Here is a 23721-nt window from a genome sequence, read left to right as displayed (position 1 = left end):
TTCGGGCATGATTCAGGCAGGTTCATTGTAACGATGTCGAGCCGCCGCCGTACCTGCAGGATGCCATGCCCGAACTGCGTCCAATCCCCCCACGCCGCACCGGCCCTGAACGGTTGACGGTCGCGACCGTCTGGTCTCGCCTGGCAAGCGTCGGCGCGCTCTGTCTTGTCCTGTGCCTGTGGGCGCAGGCGGCGCTGGCCGGAGGCGAACTGGTCTTCGGCATGTCGGCCGCGTTCAGCGGCCCGGCGCGGGGGCTTGGCATGGAATATCACCGGGGACTTCTGGCCGCTTTCGAGCAGGTGAACGCCCAGGGCGGTGCCGGGGGCTGGCGGCTCTCCCTCTCCCCGCGCGACGACGCCTACGATCCTGCCACGGCCATGCGCAACACCATCGCCTTTGTGGAGCAGGACCGCGTGTTCGCGCTTTTGGGCTATGTGGGCACGCCCACCACGGCGCGGGTGCTGCCGCTGGTCAGGCACTACCGGACCTCGTCCATGCTGCTGCTCTTTCCCCTCACCGGGGCGGACATGCTGCGCAGCCAGGCCAACCGCCAGGGCGTGTACAATCTGCGCGCCTCCTATCTGGAGGAGACGCACAATCTGGTGGCGGCGCTGTATGCCAGCGGACGCAGGCGCATGGCCGTGTTCCACCAGGCCGACGTTTACGGCCGCAACGGCTGGGACGGGGTGCGCCGGGCCTTGGCCGCCCGTGGCCTGCGCATCGTTTCCGAGGCCACCTACAGGCGCGGGGCCGGCTTCGGCCAGGACTTCCGGCGCGAGGTGGAGATGATCCGCAAGGGGCGCCCGGACGCGGTCGTCACCGTGGGCACCGCCCCGGCCTGCGCGGCCTTTGTGCGCGATCTGCGCGGCGCGGGCTATTCCGGCGTGGCCGCCACCCTTTCCTTCGCCGATGCCGATAATATAGCCAGATTCTTGCTTTCGCAGGAGAAACAATCCAGGCGGAATCTGCTCTCCGGGTTGGTGTTCTCGCAGGCCGTGCCCTGCTACGAGGATGCGCGCCTCCCGGCCGCGCGCGCCTACCGCGAGGCCATGTCCCGGCTCAAGGCCACGCGGCCGCCGCAGCTCACCCCGGACGAGTATGTGCCGCATCGCTTGAGCTTTGTCGGCTTTGAGGGGTTTCTGGCGGGCATGGCCCTGTCCGAGGCCGTGGCGCGCATGGGCGACGCGCCCTCGCGGCAGCGTCTGCGCGAGGCCTTCCTGTCGCTCGGCCCGGTGGATTTGGGCCTGGACGCGAAGGTGGACCTGCGTTCCGGTCCGGGGCAGGGGCTCCGGCGCACCTACCTGACGGTTTTCCAGGACGGCCGCTTCAAGGGCGTGGACTGCATTGATCCGAAGCTGGCCTGGCGCGGGCCGGTCCCCGTTCCGCATCTGGCCGGGGGCGATGCCCGGTCCGCCGCCCACCCCGGGCAGGGAGCCACGCGATGAAGGGCCGCCTGCTCACGCGCCTGCTGCTGTTCCTCATGGTGGTGTTCGGCGTCATGGCCACGGCCACGGCCCTGCTCTCCTCGCGTGAGATCGCCCAGGCCCTTGAAAATGAATACAAGGCCCGCGCCCTGGCCCTGGCCCGCAGCATCGCCGACGGCAATACCGATCTCTTGCTGGAGCGCAGCGCGGGCAACATCCAGGCCGCCATCGACCAGCACCAGGAGATGGGGGACCTGTCCTACATCGCCGTGGTCGATTCCCAGGGCGACGTGGTGGCCCACACCTTCACCCCCGGAGTGCCCGACACGGTGCGCGGGCTCATGGCCGCCATGCGGCCCGGGGAGAACGGAAGCCTCAAGCCGGAGATTCGCACCCTGGCCCTGGAGGACGGGGCGGAAGTCATTCACGTGGTCCAGCCCGTGCTGGGCGGCCGCGCGGGCTTCGTGCACATCGGCATGAGCACCGCGCCCATCAAGGACGCCATGGCTTCGGCCATCCTGCGGCAGCATCTGCTGACCCTGGCCGTGTTCATGGTCTGCCTCGCCGTGGCCTTTCTGTTCATCCGCAACATCGCCGCAAAGCTGGCCAGCCTGGCTGCGTACGCACAACGGGTGGCCGCCCACGACTTTTCCAGCGACTGTGAGGTGCGCTCCGGAGACGAGATCGGCGCCCTGGCCGAGGCCATGCGCGGCATGGCCGGGCAGATCGCCGGGCATGTGACCCAGCTGGAGCAGAGCGTTGCCGAGGCCACGCGCGAACTCAAGGACGCCCTGGGCTCGCTTTCGGCCATCGTGGGCAACATCGGCGATGGCCTGCTGGTGGCGCGCAAGGGGCGCATTCTGAAACACAACGCCGCGTTGCTGCGCATCTTCGGGCTGGAGAACGCCGACTACACTGGCCGGGTCTGCGAGGAGGTGTTCGGCGCGGGCGTCGGCCGCGTGGCCGCGCAGGCCGAGGAGGACGATGCCCCCGGCGAAGCGGACGCGGTCTTGGACTCCACCCCTGCCCGCCTGACCGAGGTGCTGGCGCGCCGGGGCGACGGCCAGAGCTTCCCGGTGGAGATCACCGTGGCCCGCGTGCCCCTGACCGGCGGTGCGGCGAGCGTCTGCATCCTGCGCGACGTGACCGAGGCCCGTCGGCAGGAGCGCGAGCGCGAGGAGTCGCGGGCGCTTTTGGAACGCATGGTGGCCGAACGCACCCGCGAGCTTTCGCGCACCAACACCCAGCTCAAGATCGAGGTGGCCGAACGCAAGGTGGTGGGCGACGCCCTGCGCCGCGCAGAATCCAAGTTCCGTGGAATCTTCGAGAACGCGGTGGAGGGGATTTTCCAAATTTCGCCCGAGGGGCGCTATCTTTCGGCGAACCCGGCCATGGCGGCCATCATGGGCTTCGCCTCGCCAGAGGAGCTGGTGGTCTACCTTTCGGAACACAGCCCCTACCTGGAGCCCGGGCGGCGGCAGGCCTTTCTGGACGCCATGGAGCGCGACAGCGAGGTCAAGGCCTTCGAATCCCAGGTGCGCCGCAAGAGCGGCCGGATCATCTGGGTTTCCGAAAATGCCCGCAAGGTGGTGGACCTGGCCGGAAAGACCCTGCACTATGAAGGTTTTGTTGAGGACATCACCCTGCGCAAGGAGGCCGAAGGGCGGCTGCTGCACCAGGCCTTCCACGATCCCCTCACTGGGCTGCCCAATCGGCTGCTGTTCCTTGACCACCTGCGCATGGCCATGGACCGCGCCCGGCGCCGCGCGGACTTCCGCTTCGCCGTCCTGTACATGGACCTGGACCGCTTCAAGATCATCAACGACAGCCTGGGCCACGACATCGGCGACAAGCTGCTGCGCCACGTGAGCGGCGCGCTGGTGGCCTGCGCCCGCAGCACCGACACCGTGGCCCGCTTCGGCGGCGACGAGTTCGCCATCCTGCTGGAGGACTTGACCGCCCCGCGCGACGCCATCCGCTTTTCGCGCCGCGTGCTGGACGAGCTTGCCCGGCCGCTGGAGCTGGACGGACGCGAGGTGACCACCTCCGGAAGCCTAGGCATCGTGTTGCATACCGGGGCTTACGAACGGCCCGAAGCCCTGCTGCGCGACGCCGACACCGCCATGTACCACGCCAAGGCGCAGGGCAAGAGCCGCTTCAAGGTGTTCAACAAGCGGATGCACCACCAGGCCCAGGAACTCATGGAGATGGAGATCGAGCTCAGGCGGGCGGTGGGGCAGGGCAGTCTGACGCTGGCGTTCCAGCCTTTGGTGGACATTCAGGAGCGCCGCCTGGCCGGTTTCGAGACCCTGGTGCGCTGGCAGCGCGACAACGGCCGTCACATCCCCCCGGCGGAGTTCATCCCGCTTGCCGAGGAGACGGGCATCATCTACCCCCTGGACCACTGGGTGTTCGCCCAGGCGTGCAAGGTTTCGCGCCGGTTCATGGCCGTTTTGCGGCGCGTCGCCCCTGGAGCGGCCTTTGTCACCAACGTCAACCTTTCGGCCAAGCATTTCCGCAATCCGCTGCTGGTGGGGCATCTGGAGCAGAGCATCCGCGCCAGCGGAGCCAAGGCCTCGGACCTTGCGCTGGAGATCACCGAGAGCGTGCTGTTGGACAACCTCGCCAGCGCCCGCGAGGTGGCGGCCAAGCTGCGCGATCTGGGGCTGGGGCTGTGCATCGACGACTTCGGCACCGGCTACGCCTCCCTGTCCTACATCCAGCGCTTCAGCGTCGACACGATCAAGATCGACAAGGGCTTTGTGGCCGGGCTGTCTCTGCCGGAGGTGGATCCCGGCAGCGAGGCCATCGTGCGCAGCCTGGTGACCCTGGGCGCTGGCCTGGGGCTCAAGGTCGTGGCCGAGGGCGTGGAGACGCCGGAGCAGTTGGGCTTCCTGCGGGAGCTTGGCTGCCGCTACGGCCAGGGCTACCTGTTCGCCCGGCCCATGGGGCTTGATGAGGCCCTGGCGCTTGTGGAGTCCGGCGCGGCCGTGCGCTGGGAGAATGTGCCCTAGGGCGTTGCGTTTGTCCGCCGATGCTGTAGGGGTTTTCAAGCGGCGCTGACCGCTGGGGAGGGACTGTGCGGCGGATTCTTGCGGCGGACATGGGCGGCACCAACTGCCGCATGGGCTTTTTCGAGCTTCCCCCGGACGCGGACGCCCCGCGCCTGTTGGACATCGCCAGGCTGAAAACGGCCGAGGTCGGCTCCTTTGCGGAGCTGCTCGTCCGGCTCTTCTCCCGGCCCCGGCCCTTTGGCCCGCAAGAGTGCCATCTGGCCGTGCTGGCCGTTCCCGGCCCGGTGCGCCAGGGGTTCTGCCAGCCCCCCAACATCCCCTGGAGCATCGACCTGGCCGATGCGGCCCGCGCGGGGTTCGGCGACAGCGAGCTCATAAACGATTTCGCCGCCCAGGCCCATGCCTGCCGGTGCGGGGCCATGGAGGGAGTCGAGGCCCTGCAGCCCGGCAACGTGGACCCGGAAGGGGCGGTCGCGGTCATCGGGGCGGGCACCGGCCTGGGGCACTGCGCTTTGGTGCGTTTTGGCCGTGGCGCGCTGGCCGTGCCTTCCGAGGCCGGGCACGCGGCCTTCCCCTTTGTGCACGACTGGGAGCACGCCTACGGCCTGTGGGTGCGCGAAGAAACCGGTCTGGCCTACTGCCATGGCGACGCCATCGTCACCGGGGGAGGGTTGGCGCGGCTTTACAGCTATCTGTCCGGCGTCCGGGCCACCCCGCGCGAGGCCGCAGCCGCCCTGCCCCAGGTCCCGGAGGTGGTGGAGCGGTTCGCGCGGTTCTATGGCCGGGCGGCGCGCAACTATGCGTTGTATGTCCTGGCCACGGGCGGGGTGTACATCACGGGCGGAGTCTCCGGCCGCAACCCGGAGCTGGTGCGCCACCCCGCCTTTTTGGATGAATTTCGCGCTTCGCCCTCGCATTCGGAACTGCTTGCCCGTATGCCGGTGTTTTTGAACCTGAACCAGGACGCCGGGCTGTACGGCGCGGCGCAATACGCCGCGCAGCGTCTGGAGGGCTTCGGCGCAATGTGCTGATACGATTGCAGTAAGGGCTTTTTCTTTCTCAGATGGCCGGGGCTTGCCCCCGAAGGCGCTCTGGGATATGGAACCTGCCTTCCAACGCAAGTCGCAGGCGCGAGGCATCCGTGGACGAGACGAATCCCTACCGCAAGGTTCACCCCGTGAGCTGGGAACAGCTCCAGGCGGACTGCCGCGCCCTGGCCCTGCGGCTGGTGGACCGTGGCCCCTGGCGGGGAATCTACGCGGTGACGCGCGGCGGGCTTACGCCCGCAGCCATCCTTGCGCGCGAACTGGACATCCGCCTCATCGACACCATCTGCGTGACCAGCTACGACTGGCAGCGCCAGGGCGAGGCCAGCGCCATCAAGCGCCCGGAGGGCGACGGCGAGGGCTGGCTCGTGGTGGACGACCTTGTGGATACCGGCAGCACGGCGCGCCTCGTGCGCTCGCTGTACCCCAGGGCCTTTTTCGCCACAGTGTATGCAAAGCCCGCGGGCCGTCCCCTGGTGGACGACTGCGTGGCCGAGGTGAGCCAGGACACGTGGATTCTTTTTCCCTGGGATTCCACCCCCCAGTTCGTGCAGCCCATCGCCAAGCGCGGGGAATGATGTTTCGCCCCGCCGCGCGCGGGGGAGCAGGACAATGCGAAGCCGGATCGCTCCGGCTCTGAACGTGCACCATTTGACGCCGCCCGGACGCCTTCCGGGCCGACCGGAGGAAACGAGATGAAGAATTGGCTGCGCACCGCAGGTGCCCTGGCGTTGACCCTGACGCTGGCCCTGGCCGGCTGCGACAACGCGTCCGACAAGGCTGCGGCCCCCGCCGCAGACGCCCCCAAGACCGGCGAGCTCAAGATCGGCTTCGTCTATCCCTCGCCCGTGGGCGACGCCGGCTACGCCTGGGCCCACGACCAGGCCCGCAAGGCGCTTGAAGCGAAAGGCGGCGTCAAGACCGCGTTCGTGGAGTCCGTGAAGGACGGGGCCGACGCCGAGCGCGTCATCGAGAACATGGCGCGTGGCGGCTACGACATGGTCTTCGCCACCAGCTTCGGGTTCATGGATCCCATGATGAAGGTGGCCAAGGACTTTCCCAACGTGAAGTTCATGCATTGCTCGGGCTTCAAGGCTTCGGCGAACATGTCCAACTACTTCGGCCGCATTTACCAGGCCCGCTATCTCACCGGCATGACGGCCGGATTCATGACCAAGGGCGGCGTCATCGGCTATGTGGCCGCCTTCCCCATCCCGGAGGTCATCCGCGGCATCAACGCCTTCACCCTTGGCGTGCGCAGCGTGAACCCCAAGGCCCAGGTGCGCGTGGTGTGGACCAAGACCTGGTTCGATCCCGCCCTGGAGAAGGACGCCGCCGTAAGCCTGCTGGACGTGGGCTGCGACGTCATCGCCCAGCACCAGGACTCCCCCGGCCCGCAGGAGGCCGCCCAGGAGCGCGGCAAGTACTCCATCGGCTACAATTCCGACATGTCCGCCTTTGCGCCCAAGGCGCACCTTACCGCCGCGGTGTGGAACTGGACCCCGCTGTACGAGGCCATGATGCAGGAACTGCGCGCGGGCAAGTGGACCGGTGAGCGGTCCCTCTGGTGGGGCATGGACAAGGGCGTGGTGGACATCGCCCCCTTTGGCGCCATGGTGCCCAAGGACGTTCAGGACAAGGTGCTGGCCAAGAAGGCCGAACTCGTCCGCGGCGAGGACACGATCTTCGTCGGCCCCATCAAGGACCAGGCCGGGCAGGTCAAGATTCCCGCCGGGGTCAAGGCCGAGGACAAGGAGCTTCTCGGCATGACCTGGTTCGTCGAAGGCGTGGTGGGCAGCGTCCAGTAGGCCGCCGATGCGCCTCGCCGTCCGCAAACGTGAAGAGCCTTTGGGCTGGGGCGTCCTGGTGGTCTACCTGGGCGCCCTGGCCACGGCCATGCTTGTGTGCGGGCTGCTGCTGACCTTGTCGGGGAAGCCGGGCCTGGACGGGATGCTCATCCTGTTCCGGGGGGCCTTCGGGCAGGGCTACTCCCTTTTGGACGGCCTGGTGAAGGCCGTTCCGATTTTCTTGTGTTCCCTTGGCGTGGCCCTTTCCTTCCGGATGCAGGTATGGAACATCGGGGCCGAGGGGCAGTACGCCCTGGGCGCGGTGGGGGCCACCTGGGCCGCGCTTTCTCTGGCCGGGCACTCCGCCTGGGTGATGATGCCCGCCATGTTCGTGTGCGCGCTTTTGTTCGGCGCGGCCTGGGGGCTCATCCCCGGCGTGCTGCGGCTGCGCCTGGGCACCAACGAGGTCATCACCACGCTGATGCTCAACTACATTGGCGCGCTGCTGCTGGAATTCCTGGTGTTCGGCGTGTGGAAGGACCCGGCCAGCTTCGGTTTCCCCATGACGGCCGAGTTCGGCCCCGGCGGGCAGATCGCGCGCATCGCCCCGGGCGTGCTGGGCAAGCTGCACTGGGGCGTGCTGGCCTGCCCCCTGGCCGGTCTGGCCTATGCCGTGTTTCTTTCGCGCACCAGGCTGGGCTTTGAGCTCATGGCCTGCGGAGAGGGCGAGCGCGTGGCGCGCTACGCCAGGCTTCCCTACGGTTTTTTGGTCCTGCTGGTCATGGGCCTGGGCGGCGCGGCCGCCGGCCTGGCCGGAAGCATTGAGGCCTCGGCCACCCTGGGCAGGCTGCAGCCAACGGTCATGGCCGGGTACGGCTACACCGCCATCACCGTGGCCTGGCTGGCCAGGCTCAAGCCCTGGCCCATCGCCTTCACCTCCTATCTGCTGGCCGCCTTCCGCGTGGGCGTGGAGGTGGTGCAGTTGGAGCTGCAGGTGCCCGCCGCCTTCGGCTCCATCATGGAGGGGGCCATTCTGCTCTGCGTCATCGCCGGACAGTTCTTCCTCGCCTACCGCGTGGGGCTGGACCGCCCGGCCACGCGGGCACAGGAGGCCCAGGCATGAGCCCGGAACTGGTCATCGCGCTTCTGGCCGCCGCCGTGCAGGCGGGCACGCCCATTCTCTTCGCCACCTTGGGCGAAATCCTCTCGGAGAAGTCCGGGGTCATGAATCTGGGCGTGGAGGGGGTCATGGCCTTCGCCTCTTTCGCCGGGTTTTATGTCTGCTTCGCCACGGGCTCGGCCTGGCTGGGATTCCTGGCGGGCGGCGTTTCCGGAGCGTTTTTGTGCCTGCTGCACGCCGTGGTCTGCCAGGTGTTTCTGGGCAGCCAGGTGGTCTCCGGCCTGGCCTTGGCCATTTTCGGCGTGGGGCTGTCCACCTTCCTCGGCACGCCTTTTGTCGGCACGGGCACCGAAGGCTTCGACAAGCTTTCCCTGCCGCTGCTCGCCGACATTCCCATTCTGGGACCGGTGTTTTTCCGCCAGGATGCGCTGGTGTACCTGTGCTACCTGCTCCCCCTGGGACTGTGGTTCTTTCTGAACCGCACCAGCCTTGGCCTGCGCCTGCGCGCGGCCGGGGAAATGCCCGCCGCCGCCGCCGCCGCAGGTCTGAGACCCAGACGCCTTCGCGTGGCGGGCTCGGTGGCCGGAGGTTTTCTGGGCGGTCTGGGCGGGGCGTACATCTCCCTGGCGCACATGCACTTGTGGACCACGGGGCTTTCCGGCGGGCGCGGCTGGGTGGCCGTGGCCCTGGTGGTCTTCGCCGCCTGGCGGCCGGGCCGCGCCGTGCTCGGAGCCTTTCTTTTCGGCGGGGTCATGGCCTTTCAGCTCAGGCTGCAGGCCACGGGCACCAACATCCCGTCCTCGCTGCTCATGATGCTGCCCTACGCCCTGACCATCGTGGCGGTGGTGGCCCCGTCGCTGCGCAGGCGCGCCTCCCGCGCGGACGCTGCCCCGGCCGCCTTGGGCGTGAACATCGAGCCGCAGGACTAGGCCCGCCATGAGCGCCAACGCCACCCTCCCGCGCACCGACATCGCCGCCGCCGACACCCTGCCCCTGGCGCGCCTGTGCGGGCTGACCAAGCGTTATGGCCGGGTGCTGGCCAACGATTCCATCACCCTGTCCATCATGCCCGGGCGCATCAAGGCCCTGCTGGGCGAGAACGGCGCGGGCAAGAGCACGCTTATGGCCATGCTGGCGGGCCGCTTTAAGCCCGATGCCGGGCATTTGGAGATCGCCGGGGAGCGTGTGGATTTCGACTCCCCGCGCCAGGCCATCGCCATGGGCATTGGCATGGTCTACCAGCACTTCATGCTGGTGGAGAACATGACCGTTGCCGAGAACGTGCTGCTGGGGCAGGAGGGCGCATTGCTCCTGAGCCCGAAGGAAATGCGCGAGGCCGTCGGCGGCCTGGCCGAGCGCTTCGGCCTGGCCCTGGATGTGCGCGCCCGCGTGGGCGATCTCTCCATGGGCGAGCGCCAGCGCGTGGAGATTCTGAAGCTGCTCTACCGCGAAAGCCGCGTGCTGATTTTCGACGAGCCGACAGCGGTGCTCACCCCGCCGGAGGCCGACGCCCTGTTCGCCGCCCTGCGGTCCATGAGCGCCCAGGGCAAGGCTGTGGTGTTCATCTCCCACAAGATGGAGGAAGTGCTCTCCGTGGCCGACGAGATCGCCATCCTGCGCAAGGGGCGCATCGAGGGCGAGTTCACGGCCTCCGAGGTTGCCAGCCCGGCGGAGCTGGCCCGGCGCATGGTGGGCCGCGACGTCGTGCTGGACATCCCGCGCGAGGCCGTTGCGCCGGGGCCGCTGGTGCTGGACGTGCGCGGGCTTTCCGGCGAGGGGCTGGACGACGTGTCCTTAAGCCTGCGCCAGGGCGAGATACTGGCCGTGGTGGGCGTGGCGGGCAACGGGCAGCAGCAGCTTGTGGAAACCATCTGCGGACTTACGCGTCCCCAGGGCGGGCAGGTGGAGTTGCTGGGCCACGGCTGGGACGAATTCTACAAGCATTACGACTGGGACGGCGCCCTGGCCTGGGTGCCGGAGGACCGCGCCGGGCTGGCCACCTGCCGCAGCTTCGACCTGACGGACAACCTGCTTTTGACCACGCGGGCGGGGTTCTCAAAGGGCGTGTGGCTGGACCGCGCCAGGGCCCGGGAGGCCGCGCGGGACATCGTGCGCGAGCACAACGTGCTGCCTGGCCGCATCGGCTTGCAAGCCTGGCAGCTTTCGGGCGGCAATTTGCAGAAATTCGTCCTTGGGCGCGAGCTGTTGCGCCGTCCCCGGCTCCTTGTGGCCGAGCAGCCCACCCAGGGGCTGGACATCTCCGCCACAGAGGCCGTGTGGCAGCGGTTGCTGGAGGCCAGGACGACCTGCGGCGTGCTCCTTGTCACCGGCGACCTTTCCGAGGCGCTTGCCCTGGCGGACCGCGTGGCCGTGCTGTTCCGCGGGCGGGTCATGGGGCTTTTCCCCACTGGCGACGCCGCCCAGGTGGACCAGATAGGCCAGCTCATGGCCGGCCTGAGCGCCTAGGCGGGCCCGTGCGCTGGCGCATCGTCCCCTTCGACCCCGCTGCGGGAACGGGGCATCAGGCGGGCGTCGTCTCGCTCATCTCCGGCATTCAGCGCGGGGAGTTCCGTCTTCCCATCACCCCGCAGGACCAGCCTGACCTCATGGACATCCCCGGCTTCTACGTAAACGGGGCCTTGGGGCCGGGCGTGTTTCTGGTGGCCATCGACGGCAAGGGCGAGGTGGCGGGCTGCACCGCATTGCTGAACATTGGAGAGGGCCAGGGCGCGCTGCGCAAGATGTTCGTGCGCGCGGACATGCGCGGCACAGGCCTTGCCGCCGCCTTGCTCGACGCGCTGCTTGGCTGGTGCCGTAGGGCGGGCGTTCTGGAAATCTATCTTGGGACCACGGACCGATTCCTGGCCGCGCACCGCTTCTACGAAAAACACGGCTTTGTGCGCCTGACCAAGGCCTCCCTGCCCGCCAGCTTCCCGGTCATGGCCGTGGACAGCGTGTTCTACGCTTTGCAGCTTTGCGCCGACTGAGACGGCCGCACGCGCCATCTCCCCCTTATCTACGGGCGCAGCAAGTCCGCGCGCACCTTGACCACGGCCTTGCGCAGGGGCTGCGGCCTGGGGTCCACCTTGCCCTGGGAGAGGTGGGCCTCGCCCGGCAGGTACAGGGCGAATTGGCCGGGGTGCAGGGTGAAGAGCGCGGTGAAGCGGTCCGGATGGTCGTAGTGCGCGGCGTCCGCAGCCGGGTCATAGGGCTTTGTCTCCGCAAGACCGGCGAGGGCGAAGCGGGCGTGGACCTCCGGCCCGGTGAGGGGCAGGTGGATGTCCGCATACACGCGGTGCGCCTCAAGTGTGGTGTCGAGCAGGGCCTTGGTGGTGGTGTCGAACACGATGAGGAAGACATCGCGGCCGTCGAGCTCGTATTCGCCAGGCTCGGCTTCCGGACCCAGGGACAGCAGGCGCTCGAAGGCGAGCTCCCAGGCCCGCCCCGCGCCATACAGCCGCCAATTCTCCAAAGCGTCCAGGATCATAGCGGCCTCCTTTGTTTGGCCCGGTGCGGCGCTACAGCGCGCCGGGAACCTTTCGGGCCGAGGTGTCCGTGCCCTCGGTCGGTTTGGTGGTCTTCACGATTTTTTCGTTCAGGATATAGGTGTTGTTGCGGGTCTTGGTCCGTTTGGTCTCGGTCGTCTTGACCTGCACCTTGTCGCGCGAGGACGGGACCGGCGAGGGCGTGTAGAAATCGCTGGCCAGCGCGGAGGATGCGGGCGTTGCCAGGGCCAGGGTCAGGGTGAGCGCCGCAAGGGCGCGGGTGCCGCGGTTCATGGCTGCCTCCTGCGAAGTTGGCGTTGCGGGATGAGTGCGTTGTAGGGAGGCGGGAAGCGGCAGTCAAGCCCGTCCCCTCCCCTAAAAAAACGGAGCGCCCCGCCGGAAAGCTCCAGCGGGGCGCGTTCGTTTCGTGGCCGGTCCGACGGCTACTGCGCCGGGGCCTTTTCCGTCTTCTTGGCGGGCTTTTCCGGCAGCTTGCCGGTCAGCACGATGTCGCCGCGCACGGCGGTGACCGGACGGTGGTTGGGCTGCTGCTTCAGGCAGCTGACCGGACAGTTGTCCACGCAGATGCCGCAGCCGATGCAGGAGAAGCTGTCGAGCGTCCAGGTGCCGGTGGTCCCTTCCTTGCTTACGGTGATGCACAGGGACGGGCACTTGCGCTGGCACATGCCGCAGAAGATGCAGCGGTCGATGTCGTTCACCAGTTCGCCGCGGGCGTGTTCAAAGGGCTCGCGCACCTCGAACGGGTAGTTGCGCGTGGCGGGCTTGGAGAACAGGTTCGATATGACGGTGGGGAGCATTTTCATGGCGGCTACCTCTCCGTGCAGCTGATGCAGGGGTCGATGGACAGGACCACAACCGGGACGTCCGCGAAGTCGAGCCCGGGCAGCATGGCGGCCAGGGGCGGAATGTTGGCGAATGTCGGGGTGCGGATGCGAACGCGTTCCATGAACTTGTCGCCGTTGCCTTTGAGGTAGTAGAGGCACTCGCCGCGCGGCTGTTCCACGCGGGTCACCACTTCGCCCTCGGGCTTGCCCTTGACCTTTTCGGCCAGGGGCGAGTTGTCGAGCTTGTCCAGGGCCTGGCGCACCAGGTCGATGGACTGCAGGGTTTCGCGCCAGCGCACGGCGCCGCGCGCCCAGGAATCGCCGTCCTGCTCGACGATGGGCTCGAAGGGAATCTCGTCGAACCCGGCGTACTTGAGCTGGCGCATGTCCTGCGCAATGCCGCTGGCGCGCAGGGTGGGACCGGCGGCGCCCAGCTCGTAGGCGGCCTGCTTGGAGAGCACGCCCACGCCCTTGGTGCGGCGGCACACGGTGGAATCGCTCATGATGACGGACTGGATCTTCTTCAGATCGGCTTCCACCTCGTTCAGCGTGTCCTTGATCCAGCGGATCTGGCCCTCGTCGAGGTCGGCGCGCACGCCGCCCACCACATTCACCGAGACGATGACGCGGTTGCCGGTGGTGGCCTCGTTCAGGTCCATGATGCGTTCGCGGATCTTCCAGATCTGCATGAACAGCGCCTCGAAGCCGAAACTGTCGGCGAAGAGGCCAAGCCACAGCAGGTGGCTGTGCATTCTGTGCAGTTCGCCCCACACAATGCGCAGCATCCGGGCGCGGCGGGGAGCCTCGATGCCCATCATCTCCTCCAGGCCCTGGCAATAGCACTGGGCGTGGATCATGGAGCAGATGCCGCACACGCGCTCCACCACCTGGATCATCTGGTGGAAGTCGCGCTTGCTGGCCAGCATTTCAAGGCCGCGGTGGATGTAGCCCAGGGTGGGCAGGGCTTCGACGACCTTCTCGTCCTCGACCACGAGGGAGAGGTGGATGGGCTCCGGCAGCACCGGGTGCTGGGGGCCGAAGGGAATGACGGTGCGGGCCATTAGCGCACCTCCTTGGCATCGGCTTTGGTGACGACCATGCGGCAGAAGGGAGAGCTGGGTCCGCCCATGCCGCAGTCGTTCAGGAGTTTGCCCTGATAGTCCACCACCAGGCCGTCGAAGGTGACGCCGAACTGGTCGCGGATCTCGTTTTCGATGAGGAAGGCGCCAAACAGCACGCCGGAGATGCTCGGCACGGAGCCGTTGGGCTTGGCGGCCAAGCGCAGGTGCACGAGCTTCAGGTCCTTGTCGAAGTGGTACAGGATGTCCATGGACTCAGGCCCGGTCAGGACGCTGGACATGGTCACCAGGCGGTAGCCGTCCGCCTTGAGCTTGGTCACCTCGGCCACGATCTGGGCGGGGGTGACGGCAGTGGTCTCGATACTCATCAGCTTGCCTCCAGAATGCCCTTGAGCTTCGCCAGGCCCGTGACAACCGCGTCCATGATGGCCTCGGGCTTGGCCGGGCAGCCGGGCACGTACACGTCCACGGGAATGATCTTGTCCACGCCGCCGATGACGTTTGGCGCATCGCGGAACACGCCGCCGGAGCACCCGCAGGCGCCCACGGCGATGACCAGCTTGGGCGTGGGCATCTGTTCGTAGATGTTCTTGAGGACCTGCGCATTGCGCGGGTTCACCGTGCCTGTGACCACCAGCACGTCGGCGTGGCGCGGGTTGCCCACGTTGATGATCCCGAAGCGCTCGACATCGTACATCGGGGTCAGGCAGGCCAGGGTCTCAATGTCGCACCCGTTGCACGAGCCGCAGTCGAAGTGCATGAGCCAGGGCGACTTGATCTGCGATGTTTTGAGGAATGACATATTCTTACTCCATGTACAGCCAAAGAAGGTTCGCCGTGGCCAGGATCAGGCACAGGGGCGCCGCCACCTTCAGCATGTGCCGCCAAGTCAGGCGGGCGCTGATGTTGTCGATGACCAGGGCCGCGAGAAGGAACACGGCCGCGGTGGCGACCATGGTGACCGCGCTGGTGGCCCAGAGGAAGGAGCAGATCCAGAGCACCACCACCACATCGGCCCAGTGGGCGATCTCAAGCAAGGCGAAGTCGCGTCCGGCGTAGTCGGTGTACACGCCGCGCACCACCTCCTGGTGCATGTGGTGGGACGCGGAGATGTCGAAGGGCGACTTGCGCAGCTTCACCAGCACCACGAACAGGAGCGCGGGCACGATGAGCGGCATCTTGAACAGCAGCGGCTGCGCGCTGGCGTTCATGAAGCTGTAGGCGTCGAAGGCCCCGGCCACATGAGCCATGCACAGAATGGCCACCAGGAACACCGGCTCGTAGGCCAGAAGCTGGAAGAGCTCGCGCTGGGCGCCGAGCTTGCTGTAGGGCGAATTGCCGCAGAAGGCGCCCAGGCACACGAAGCTGGCGCTGGCGGCCTGCACGAAGAAGGCCATCAGCACATCGGCCCCGGCGGCCAGCAGAATGTCCGACGCAAGGGAGGCCACAAGCGCCCAGCGCACGAACATGCCCTGCCAGTGGCTGGCCGGGGGAATCACCTTGGACCACAGCTTGCCCACGTCGTAGAAGGGCTGCAGCAGCGGGGGGCCCATGCGGGACTGCAGACGCGCGGTCACCACGCGGTCCACGCCGGCCACCAGGCCGCCAAGAACCGGGGCCAGCACAAGGGCGGCCGCCGCAAGGTAGAATGTCGTCAAGTTCATATGATGGCACCTCCAACAAGGGCGATGAGCAGCGCTCCGGCCAGAACGCCCAGGAGTTTGGTCAGCTTGGCCTCGCCGAAGATCTCGGTGGCGTATTCATTGCCCTCGGACAAGGTCCAGTTGCGGTTCAGGGCGCCGATGAAGCTGCCCTTTTCCGCCGAGGGCAGGCCGCAGATGTAGGGCGTGGCCAGGGTGGCCGCGCTCTGGCGCGAGAAGGCCTTCATGCCGATGATCCAGGAGAGCATGGCCAGGACGAACAGGGCGGGCAGCAGCCCCCAGCCGCCGGAAAGGGCGGTGGCGGCGATGTCCGCGGGCAGCAGCAGGGCGTTGATCCACGGTGCGGCCATGGCCACGCCCACGGCGCCCGCCAGCATGGCCAGAATGGGCGTGCTGGAGAGCGAGGAGCGGGACGGGGCCTTGGGATCGGCGGACCTGCCGGAGAGCAGGGTGCCCGCAAAGCGCACCCAGCACACCACGCCAAGGGCGCTGCCCAGGGCCATGAGCACCATGGACACCGGACACTGGGCCGCGGCCTCCAGGGCCGCCCACTTGCCCACAAGCATACCCAACGGGGGCAGCACCATGGCCATGGAACCGGCCACGGCCGCCAGGGCGATGACCGGGCTCTTGGACACGATGCCGCGCAGGTCTTCCAGGTCGCGGCTGCCGATGGTCTGTTCCATGTCGCCCACGCAGAGGAACAGCAGGCCCTTGGTGGCGGCGTGGATGACCAGCAGGATGATGCCGGCGGCCACGGCCACAGGGGTGCCGATGCCCGCGCAGGCGATGATCAGGCCGAGGTTGGCGATGGTGGAGTACGCCAGGATCTTCTTGGCGTTGCTCTGCCCAAGGGCCAGGGCCGAGGCGGCGAAGAAGGTGAAGGCTCCGGCCAGAAGCAGCAGCCGTCCGGTCATGGTGCCCGCAAGCACGGGGCTTAAGCGCAGGCACAGGAACACGCCAGCCTTGACCATGGTGGAGGAGTGCAGCAGCGCCGAGACCGGGGTGGGCGCGACCATGGCGCCCAGCAGCCAGGACTGGAAGGGCATTTGCGCGGCCTTCACGCAGCCGGCTATGGCCAAAAGCGCGATGGGCAGCAGGCTTGCCCCGGTCCACATGGCCGGGCTGACGATGGCCTGGATGTCGGCCACGCCGAACTGCTTCTGGATGAGCAGAATGCCCGCGTGCAGCACCGCGCCGCCCATGCAGTTGAGCCACAACGCCCGGAAGGCGCTCTTCTTGGCGTCCTCGGTCTGGTCGTGGCCGATGAGCAGGAACGAGCACAGGGTGGTGGCCTCGAAGAAGGCCTCGAACATGCGCAGGTCGTTGGCCAGGGCCAGGCCGTTCATGAAGCCGAGGAAGGCCAGCAGCACCAGGAAGAAGACCGGCTGGCGCGAGGTCTTCAGGTGCAGATGCTCCTCATGGTGCTTCATGTAGGGCAGGGCGAAGACGCAGATGAGCGAACCCGCGAAGGACACCACCAGCATCAGCGCCAGGGAAAGCCCGTCCACCACCACGGCGGACTGCGTGGCCGCGGCCGGAGCAAGCTGGGTTGCGCCGTAGGCGGCGAGCGCCAGCTGCGCGGTGGCGAACACGATCACCAGCAGGTGTTTGGCCATCAGGCCGCGGAAGAGGAAGTAGGCCGGCAGGATGAAGGCCGCCGCCTCGGCCACGTGCAGGGCCGTTTCGGAAGACAGGAAGCCAGGATTGGCAAGCACAGGCGCCTGGGAGGCAACGCCCAGGGCGCCCACGGCCATGGCCGCGGCTGTGGCCAACACCAGTGCCGAACGCACGCCTGGGCCTCGCAGCACCAGACAGGCGAGACCGGCCACCAGGGGCCATAAGACAAGAACCCCAATGTACGCATCAAGCATGTTTGAAACCCCCTCAAAAACTTGATGAACTTTTATGAACGGAGCCAATTATCTCAAAACGTCCGGCATTGAAAGGGGGGGGGCGCGGAATTTCCAGAAATCAGTTGGTAGGAATTAAGCCTCAAGCCTGATATCTCTAAGGTCGGTGGGAAATAAAAAAAATGTGCGGACTGTTTGCCGCACATGTGCTTTCTTTCCCTGTTCCGGGAAGATGTTGCGTGGGGATGGGGAAGAAAGGAGGACGGTGGGATATTATCCTACGTAATCCGTGCAAGCGTGCCCGGACGCACGGTCGCGCCGTCTTGCATCAGGGCTTCGGCGTCGCGGCGCGGATTGGCGACCACCAGCGCCCAGCCGAGCGACCGCTCCGCGCGCTCGTCCAGCACCTCCACCCGCGCGCCTTCCGGCAAGGGGGCTTCGCTTGGGCGGGCAAAGCTGATGCGTTGGCCTTCCGGACTGGCCAAGGCCCGGAAGATCTCGCTCAGGCCGTTCTGCGCCAACGCCACGGTAATGTTGCGGGAAATGACGAGGCTCAGCAGCATGGAAAGCAGCGCCAGCGGCAACAGGCAGACAGCCAGGAAATATGGCGAAACGCCAAGGGTCCTCTGCACCAGCGAAAGCGCGTGGCCCTGCATGGCGCGGGCGTCCGGGTGGACGCGCAGGACATAGCGCTGTGGAGGCGCCGCCTCTGTGCCGTTGTGGGCGTAGTACATGGCCACGGTGTACCGGCCTGGCGCGGCGTCCGTCGGCACTGCCGCCTCGGCGCGCCACAGCACGCCGCCAAGCCAGAAGCCGGAGAAGGTCTCCACCAGGCGTACGGAGATGTTCGGGCTGGAAGCCCGCAGGGACAGGTCTTCCAGGCGCTCCGCTCCACGGGGCAGGGGGTCGGTCAGGTTCAGCGATTGTCCGGGAAGCAGGTCGTGGAGGTGCGGATCCTTGCGGCCACCGGCGACCATTCCGTCCAGGGCCAGGAGCAAGGCCAGGCAGATGGCCAGTGCGCCAAGGCGCCCTATGCTTTTGCGCCTGTTGATGAGCGTGCGGAAATCCATTCCGCCGCCTTAGGAATTCTCGGAATGGCGGCGCAGTCTGCGGAACCCGAAAAAGCCCAACGCCAGGGTAGGCAAAAACATGAGGAAGAAGGTCTTCATGAATGTCGCGGTGAACAGCTCCGGCTGCACGGAACTGGCCCGCGCCATGGCGATGCACAGCTCGGTCAGTATGGCCAAGTCGACAAGGCCGATGAACAGTTTCTGGCGGGCGTTCATGGCTATTGCCGGTGCTTCTGCGGCGTCGTTGCTGATCATGGCGTTCTCCTCTGTCGCGGGGTGGAAGAGGCGGGCCGGGAAGTCCCGGCCCGCCGTGGACGCGTTTTGGGAAGCTACTTCTTGTAGATGTCGGTCTTGCTGATGTTCATGAAGCGCAGCGCCTTGCCGTCTTCCTTGTAATAGACGCGGGCTTCGTCACCGGCGTCCCAGGTGCTGTCGGGCATGGCGAAGTACTCCTCGGGCAGCTGGATGACCGAGAGGGTCTTCTGGCGGCCGGAGTAGATGGTCACGGTCTTCTTCTCCTTGTCGATCACGGGGAACTTCTTGGCCTTGTCGGCTTCCTTGTCGAACACCAGCGGGTGCTTCTTGTCAATGTTCTCCTTGAAGTCGACCATGATGAAGTCGATGGTCTTGAAGTTCTGGGTGGCCGGGTCGAAGATGGTGACCTGGTTCTTCTTGTTGTCGATCTTCATGCGGCCGCCGGCCTTGGGCAGGGGGCCCACCTCCGCCGGGTTGCTGGGCAGGGTGTAGGTGATGGGCGGCAGATAGGTGTAGTCCGGATTCTGCGTGTCGTTGGCCTTGTCGCGGATGATGGTGATGGTCTTGGTGGCCTCGTCGAATTTGATGACGCGGCCCTGGTCCACCTTGCCGGGTTCGGAGCAGCCCAAGAGCAGCGCAACGGGCAGGGCGACGAGCAGCGTGCGCCAGATGCTTTTGATGTTCATAGCGGTCTCCTTCAGTTGTTCGCAACGATTGGCGTGCATCGCCTAGGCGTTGGCCTTCTTCGCGGCCAGTTCCTTCTTGCAGCCCTGCACGAAGCGGACGAAGATGTACAGCGACAGGCTCGATACGACGCCCAGCACCACGGCGGTGGACATGTGGTCAAGAATGGGCAGGCCCATGCCCTTGGCCATAAGCTTGAGGATGATGGAGGCCATGCAGCCAACCACCGCGAAACCGAAAGCGTAGCGGATGCCGTAGCCCTGGATGTACTTGGTGGCCACAGCGCCCACCTGCGCGCCCATGGAGGCGCCCACGAGCATGATGACGGCGGCCACGAGCTCGGTGCGGCCCTTGTAGGTGTAGGTGCCAGCGCCGTACACGCCGGAGATCGCCACTTCGAACAGGTCGGTGCCGACGGCCACGTGGGTCGGGCAGCCGACGAGGTAGATGAGCGAGGGCATACGGATGAGTCCGCCGCCGATGCCCAGGATGCCGGCCAGCCAGCCGGTGAGGAAGCTCACGAACACGGGCAGCCACATGGTGCAGTAGATGCCGGCCTCGTTGAAGTGGATCATGGGAGGAATCTTGATGGCGTGCAGCTTCTTGTGCCACTCAACGCCAATGGCCTCGCCTTCCTGTCCGGCGGCGCGCATGGCCGCTTCCTTGCGCTTCTTCACGTTGATGTCGTGGAAGACCATCCAGGCGATGGCCGCCAGGAGGATGAGGTAGCCGTAGCGCACGAATTTTTCAACGTTGCCGATTCGTTCCAGCCACATGATCATTTGCGCGCCGATTTCAAAGCCGCCCACCGTGCCGATGAGCATGATCAGGCCGAGTTTGTAGTCGACGTTGCCGAACTTGCCGTGCCGCATGGTGGAGATGAGGCTCTTGCCCGCCATGTGGGCGATGTCCGTGCCGATGGCGAAAGCCATGGGGAAGCCCAGGATGTTCAGGCCGGGGGTCACCATCCAGGCGCCGCCCATGCCGAAGAACCCACCGATGATGCCGACGCCGACGCCCAGGATGATGAGTCCGGGCCAGAATATTTTCACGCCCGCGATGGGCATGAGGACGTACAACCATTCCATATTCAGCACTCCTCTTTGTCTGCCAATCGGTTAATGGCCAGCCGCGCCGCGGGACTTCAGGTCAATGCCGATGGTGCTCATGATCATGTCGGCCAGGACGCCGAAGATCACGCCGATGGTGGGGATGAGGGCCATGGTCAGGATGGCGAAATACAGGTGGCTCTCGTTGTAAAGATTGGTCCACCAGGCTTCCCAGCCCGAGAACTTGCGGGTGTCGGCCACGATGACCACGTTGGCGACCTTTCCGCCACCGGCCGCCAGCGCCAGTTCCGGCAGCGCGATGCACAGTGTCATGCACCAGGTGAACAGCTTGAGCAGACGATTTTTCATGCGTTTCTCCTCCAAGACGGTTTGCACACTCACTTCCCTTGCCGCACATCCGGCCTGTCTTTGCTCGCTGTCGCGATTGGCCGGTTTGATCCCGCAATGTTTGCTTTTTGTTGAGCAATGGGCGTGCCACAGAAAAAAACTTGACGGATTTGTTTGGGTTGGTGTAGTCGTGCAGCAGGCTTTGCATGATTTCTGCGTGTTTTGCGCGGTACGTTTCTCCATGTTTTTGCGTGATATGCGTTGCCGTTTGCGGCGGGGAGGGGGCGTGGCCTGGGGATCCTATCGAGCCAAGGCGGAAAGCGCGGCAAGCAGCCGCTATTTCGCCACCTGGAGCGTGCGCCGCAAGCTGCTGTGCTCGCTCATACCGGCAGTGTTGCTGGTGCTTGTGGTGGCCGGGTATGTCACCAACTGGTTTTCCTCGCGCTATTTGAACCAGGCGCTGCAGCGCACGGCCCAGGTGCAAAACCTCGCGCAGGCGCGTGAGATGGAGCAACTGCTGGAATTCTATCGCCGCGCTGGGCTGGAGCTGGTCAAGGAGGGGCCGGATAGGGAACGGCTTTTCGCCGCCTTTGCGCGCTGGGACGTGCACCATCCCAATGTCGTGAGGGAACTGTCTTTCGTCGCGGCCAACGCATCGGGCAGCGTTGTGCTTGTGCGCACTGCGCCGGGCGTGCGCGAGGTTCGGCCCGACCAGTACAATGCCGTGAAGGGCAGCCCCGTGACCCACGCGGTGCGGCTGCGTGGCCGCGAGCCCGGAGTGGTGGATCTTTCGCGCCTGTCGGAAGTGGCGTATCCGCCTTCGGCGTTTCTCGACCAGGTTGGCGCACAGACCTTCGTGCTCTACAGGTTGACAACCCCGGTGCACGATGCGCGAGGAGAGTTTCTGGGGCAGCTTGTGGTGGGCGTGGACGCCCACGCCCTGCGCAACATCCTGTCTGTGTACAATTCAGCGAAATCGCCCCTCTATGCCTTCAGCCGCACCAGCGAAACCCGGTTCAGCTATTTCTTCGATGACCAAGGGTGGATTCTGTTTCAGTCGGAAAACGTGGAGGACATCGACCGCGATCTTTCGGCCGAGACGGCGCGCATGGGCATGATGGGCGACTATGGGCTCCCGGAGTTCGGAAAAGCCTTTCGGCCGCTGCCGAAGCACGAATCCTACTGGCGCATGGTGGTGAACGTGCAAGCCAGAAAGGTCGGCGCGGACGAGCTTGAGGCGTCACAGGAGACATCAAGCTTCTTGAGCCCAAGCCATTTTGTCGTCTATGCGCCGGTGCTGTTCAACGCGAATCCGGCAAAAGGGCCGGAGATCATCGGCGGCGTGGCCTATGTGGACCGCAGCCGCCTTTCCGACGCCGCAGAGTTCCGGCATCTCGACGCCATGCTCGTCATCACCCTTTCCGGAATGGGACTTGTGGCTCTGGTGACCATCTTCATCAGCCGCGTCATCACCAAACCCATGCACCAGCTGGCCGAGGCAATCCGAAGCATGTACGATGCGCGGACCCTGCGGCCCATTCATCTGGACAAGGTGGACAAGGAGACCGACCTGCTCGCGCGGACCATCAACCGCATGATTTCGTCCATCCAGGAGAAGCAGGAGCTCATTCGGCGGAGAGACGAACAAATCCATCAGGTGCAGCAGCGCGAGAAGGTCTCCTTCGACAACGAGGCCCCGGCCTCCGTGGGCTGGCGGCTGGTGGGGGACATCCCGGACCTGGTTGGGCAGAGCCAGCCCCTGGTTACGCTGCAAAGCATGATCCGCAAGGCCGCTGGCGCGGACGCGGACGTGCTCGTCGTCGGCGAGACCGGCACCGGCAAGGAGCTGACGGCCGAGGGCATCCACAAGTTCAGCGCGCGCGCCACGATGCCGTTCATTTCCATAAATTGCGGCGGACTGGACGAGAATTTGCTCATGGACACCTTGTTCGGCCATGTGAAGGGAGCCTTTACCGAGGCCCGGACCGACCGCAAGGGCGCGTTTCTGGCTGCGGACGGGGGGACGCTCTTTCTGGACGAGATCGGCACCGCCACGGACCGGGTGCAAAAGGCGCTGTTGCGCGCGCTGTCGGTCCGGCGCATCCGCCCCCTCGGCAGCGACCAGGAGGTTGCGTTCAACGTGCGCGTCATCGCCGCGACAAACGTGGACTTGATGGAGCTGGTGCAGCGCGGGGAATTCCGCGATGACTTGTATTACCGCCTCAAGGTCATTTCCATCCAGACCCCGTCCCTGCGCCAGCGCAAGGAGGACATTCCGGTGTTGGCCAACCATTTTATCAAGGAGCTTGCGGCTGCCGGGGGCAGACCGGAACTCGGCCTCTCGCGCGGGGCCCTGGAAAAGCTGATGGACCACAGTTGGCCTGGAAACGTCCGTGAACTCAAGAACTGCATCACCAGAGCCATCGCATTCGCCGAGGGGGATGTGCTCTATGCCGAGGATCTGCAGTTCGACGATGCGGCGGTGAGTCCCGCCACATTCTTCCAGGAGGAGCTTGACGCGGCTCGGGAACGTCCGGCGCGGCAGGAGCCGAACGGTTCCGGGGCACGCGGCGCCGTCGGCGCGGGCGGCGCGGACGATGCGAACGAAACCGCCTCTGGACCAGATGCCGACGGCCAGGCGGCGCACGCCTCGCCCGCAGACGCAGCAAGCGCAAAGGGGCGCGAGCCGGGCATTCGCGACGCGGCTTCGATCGCGCCATTCGATGGAAAGAGGGCATCCGTGGCCTTGCGCCTCGCCCGGGAGCGTGGTGCGTTTTCGCGATTGGAGTACCAGAAGGCGGTGGGGCCGGATATCTCGCAACGAACCGCGCAATACGATTTGCAGACGCTGGTGAAGAATGGGGTCTTGCGAAAAGTGGGTAACGGCCCGGCTACGCGGTACTTGTCCGCATAGATTTGCGCAATTGCGCTGTTGCATGTTTTTTGTTGCACGAAATGATTGCACGATTACTCCAGAGTGAACGAGCGGGGTGGAGCGCGG

The 23721-nt window shown here is 66.1% G+C and carries 23 protein-coding genes; 10 read left to right on the top strand and 13 right to left on the bottom strand.

Going from position 1 to position 23721, the window contains the following annotated elements; all coding sequences use genetic code 11:
* The first annotated feature begins 65 nt into the window (after positions 1–65).
* The 9 genes from CHB73_RS10725 to CHB73_RS10685 all read left to right on the top strand — a co-directional run bounded on the left by CHB73_RS10725 (position 66) and on the right by CHB73_RS10685 (position 11378).
* Positions 66–1445, top strand: a complete 1380-nt coding sequence (locus tag CHB73_RS10725) for an ABC transporter substrate-binding protein (protein ID WP_089274564.1) — start codon at positions 66–68, stop codon at positions 1443–1445.
* Entirely contained in the window at positions 1442–4438 is a 2997-nt protein-coding gene (locus CHB73_RS10720; RefSeq protein ID WP_089274563.1) for an EAL domain-containing protein, read from the top strand. The genes CHB73_RS10725 and CHB73_RS10720 overlap by 4 nt, the downstream gene beginning before the upstream one ends.
* Before the next feature lie 65 nt (positions 4439–4503).
* Positions 4504–5469: a glucokinase gene (locus tag CHB73_RS10715; protein ID WP_089274562.1), complete on the top strand. Its 966-nt coding sequence runs from the start codon at positions 4504–4506 to the stop codon at positions 5467–5469.
* Positions 5470–5579: 110 nt separating this feature from the next.
* Complete coding sequence (gene gpt, locus CHB73_RS10710) at positions 5580–6062, top strand: xanthine phosphoribosyltransferase (RefSeq protein ID WP_179217000.1); 483 nt, start codon at positions 5580–5582, stop codon at positions 6060–6062.
* A 117-nt stretch (positions 6063–6179) separates the two neighbouring features.
* Positions 6180–7292: a BMP family ABC transporter substrate-binding protein gene (locus tag CHB73_RS10705; RefSeq protein WP_089274560.1), complete on the top strand. Its 1113-nt coding sequence runs from the start codon at positions 6180–6182 to the stop codon at positions 7290–7292.
* 7 nt (positions 7293–7299) lie between these two features.
* Positions 7300–8394, top strand: a complete 1095-nt coding sequence (locus CHB73_RS10700; protein WP_089274559.1) for an ABC transporter permease — start codon at positions 7300–7302, stop codon at positions 8392–8394.
* Positions 8391–9320: an ABC transporter permease gene (locus CHB73_RS10695; protein WP_089274558.1), complete on the top strand. Its 930-nt coding sequence runs from the start codon at positions 8391–8393 to the stop codon at positions 9318–9320. The genes CHB73_RS10700 and CHB73_RS10695 overlap by 4 nt, the downstream gene beginning before the upstream one ends.
* A gap of 7 nt (positions 9321–9327) precedes the next feature.
* Positions 9328–10857 (top strand): ABC transporter ATP-binding protein, encoded by a 1530-nt coding sequence (locus tag CHB73_RS10690; RefSeq protein WP_089274557.1) that lies wholly within the window; start codon positions 9328–9330, stop codon positions 10855–10857.
* Positions 10858–10865: 8 nt separating this feature from the next.
* Entirely contained in the window at positions 10866–11378 is a 513-nt protein-coding gene (locus tag CHB73_RS10685) for a GNAT family N-acetyltransferase (RefSeq protein ID WP_235641582.1), read from the top strand.
* 29 nt (positions 11379–11407) lie between these two features.
* Here CHB73_RS10685 and CHB73_RS10680 read toward each other — a convergent pair whose 3' ends face one another.
* The 13 genes from CHB73_RS10680 to CHB73_RS10620 form a co-directional block, all read right to left on the bottom strand.
* The gene (locus tag CHB73_RS10680; protein ID WP_089274556.1) at positions 11408–11878 is read right to left on the bottom strand and encodes a YhcH/YjgK/YiaL family protein; all 471 of its coding nucleotides are present in this window, start codon (positions 11876–11878) and stop codon (positions 11408–11410) included.
* A 31-nt stretch (positions 11879–11909) separates the two neighbouring features.
* Positions 11910–12170, bottom strand: coding sequence for a hypothetical protein (locus CHB73_RS10675; RefSeq protein ID WP_089274555.1), 261 nt, complete (start codon positions 12168–12170; stop codon positions 11910–11912).
* Between the two features lie 149 nt (positions 12171–12319).
* A complete protein-coding gene (locus CHB73_RS10670; protein ID WP_089274554.1) occupies positions 12320–12700 on the bottom strand; it encodes a 4Fe-4S binding protein in 381 nt (126 codons plus the stop codon).
* Between the two features lie 5 nt (positions 12701–12705).
* Complete coding sequence (locus CHB73_RS10665) at positions 12706–13782, bottom strand: hydrogenase large subunit (protein WP_089274553.1); 1077 nt, start codon at positions 13780–13782, stop codon at positions 12706–12708.
* Positions 13782–14168 carry an NADH-quinone oxidoreductase subunit C gene (locus tag CHB73_RS10660; RefSeq protein WP_089274552.1) on the bottom strand — a complete coding sequence of 129 codons (387 nt, stop codon included), beginning with the start codon at positions 14166–14168 and terminating at the stop codon, positions 13782–13784. Before CHB73_RS10660 ends, CHB73_RS10665 begins: the two co-directional genes overlap by 1 nt.
* Positions 14168–14602, bottom strand: a complete 435-nt coding sequence (locus CHB73_RS10655; protein ID WP_089274551.1) for an NADH-quinone oxidoreductase subunit B family protein — start codon at positions 14600–14602, stop codon at positions 14168–14170. Before CHB73_RS10655 ends, CHB73_RS10660 begins: the two co-directional genes overlap by 1 nt.
* 4 nt (positions 14603–14606) lie before the next feature.
* Positions 14607–15464, bottom strand: coding sequence for an NADH-quinone oxidoreductase subunit H (locus CHB73_RS10650; RefSeq protein WP_089274550.1), 858 nt, complete (start codon positions 15462–15464; stop codon positions 14607–14609).
* Positions 15461–17335 (bottom strand): NADH-quinone oxidoreductase subunit 5 family protein, encoded by a 1875-nt coding sequence (locus tag CHB73_RS10645; RefSeq protein ID WP_089274549.1) that lies wholly within the window; start codon positions 17333–17335, stop codon positions 15461–15463. Before CHB73_RS10645 ends, CHB73_RS10650 begins: the two co-directional genes overlap by 4 nt.
* Before the next feature lie 257 nt (positions 17336–17592).
* A complete protein-coding gene (locus CHB73_RS10640; protein ID WP_089274548.1) occupies positions 17593–18384 on the bottom strand; it encodes a hypothetical protein in 792 nt (263 codons plus the stop codon).
* Positions 18385–18393: 9 nt separating this feature from the next.
* Positions 18394–18639: a hypothetical protein gene (locus tag CHB73_RS10635; RefSeq protein WP_089274547.1), complete on the bottom strand. Its 246-nt coding sequence runs from the start codon at positions 18637–18639 to the stop codon at positions 18394–18396.
* 74 nt (positions 18640–18713) lie between these two features.
* On the bottom strand, positions 18714–19325 hold the full coding sequence (locus CHB73_RS10630; RefSeq protein ID WP_089274546.1) for a DUF4881 domain-containing protein: 612 nt from the start codon (positions 19323–19325) through the stop codon (positions 18714–18716).
* Positions 19326–19367: 42 nt separating this feature from the next.
* Complete coding sequence (locus CHB73_RS10625; RefSeq protein WP_089274545.1) at positions 19368–20411, bottom strand: sulfite exporter TauE/SafE family protein; 1044 nt, start codon at positions 20409–20411, stop codon at positions 19368–19370.
* Positions 20412–20441: 30 nt separating this feature from the next.
* Entirely contained in the window at positions 20442–20741 is a 300-nt protein-coding gene (locus CHB73_RS10620) for a DVU0150 family protein (RefSeq protein ID WP_089274544.1), read from the bottom strand.
* 265 nt (positions 20742–21006) lie between these two features.
* Here CHB73_RS10620 and CHB73_RS10615 point away from each other — a divergent pair, with 265 nt between their 5' ends.
* Entirely contained in the window at positions 21007–23634 is a 2628-nt protein-coding gene (locus tag CHB73_RS10615; protein ID WP_179216999.1) for a sigma 54-interacting transcriptional regulator, read from the top strand.
* Positions 23635–23721 lie beyond the last annotated feature (87 nt).

The organism is Humidesulfovibrio mexicanus (assembly GCF_900188225.1).
Lineage (GTDB): Bacteria > Desulfobacterota > Desulfovibrionia > Desulfovibrionales > Desulfovibrionaceae > Humidesulfovibrio > Humidesulfovibrio mexicanus.
The sequence above is the reverse complement of the archived record's forward strand: the minus strand, read 5'-3'. Positions and strand labels throughout refer to the sequence as shown.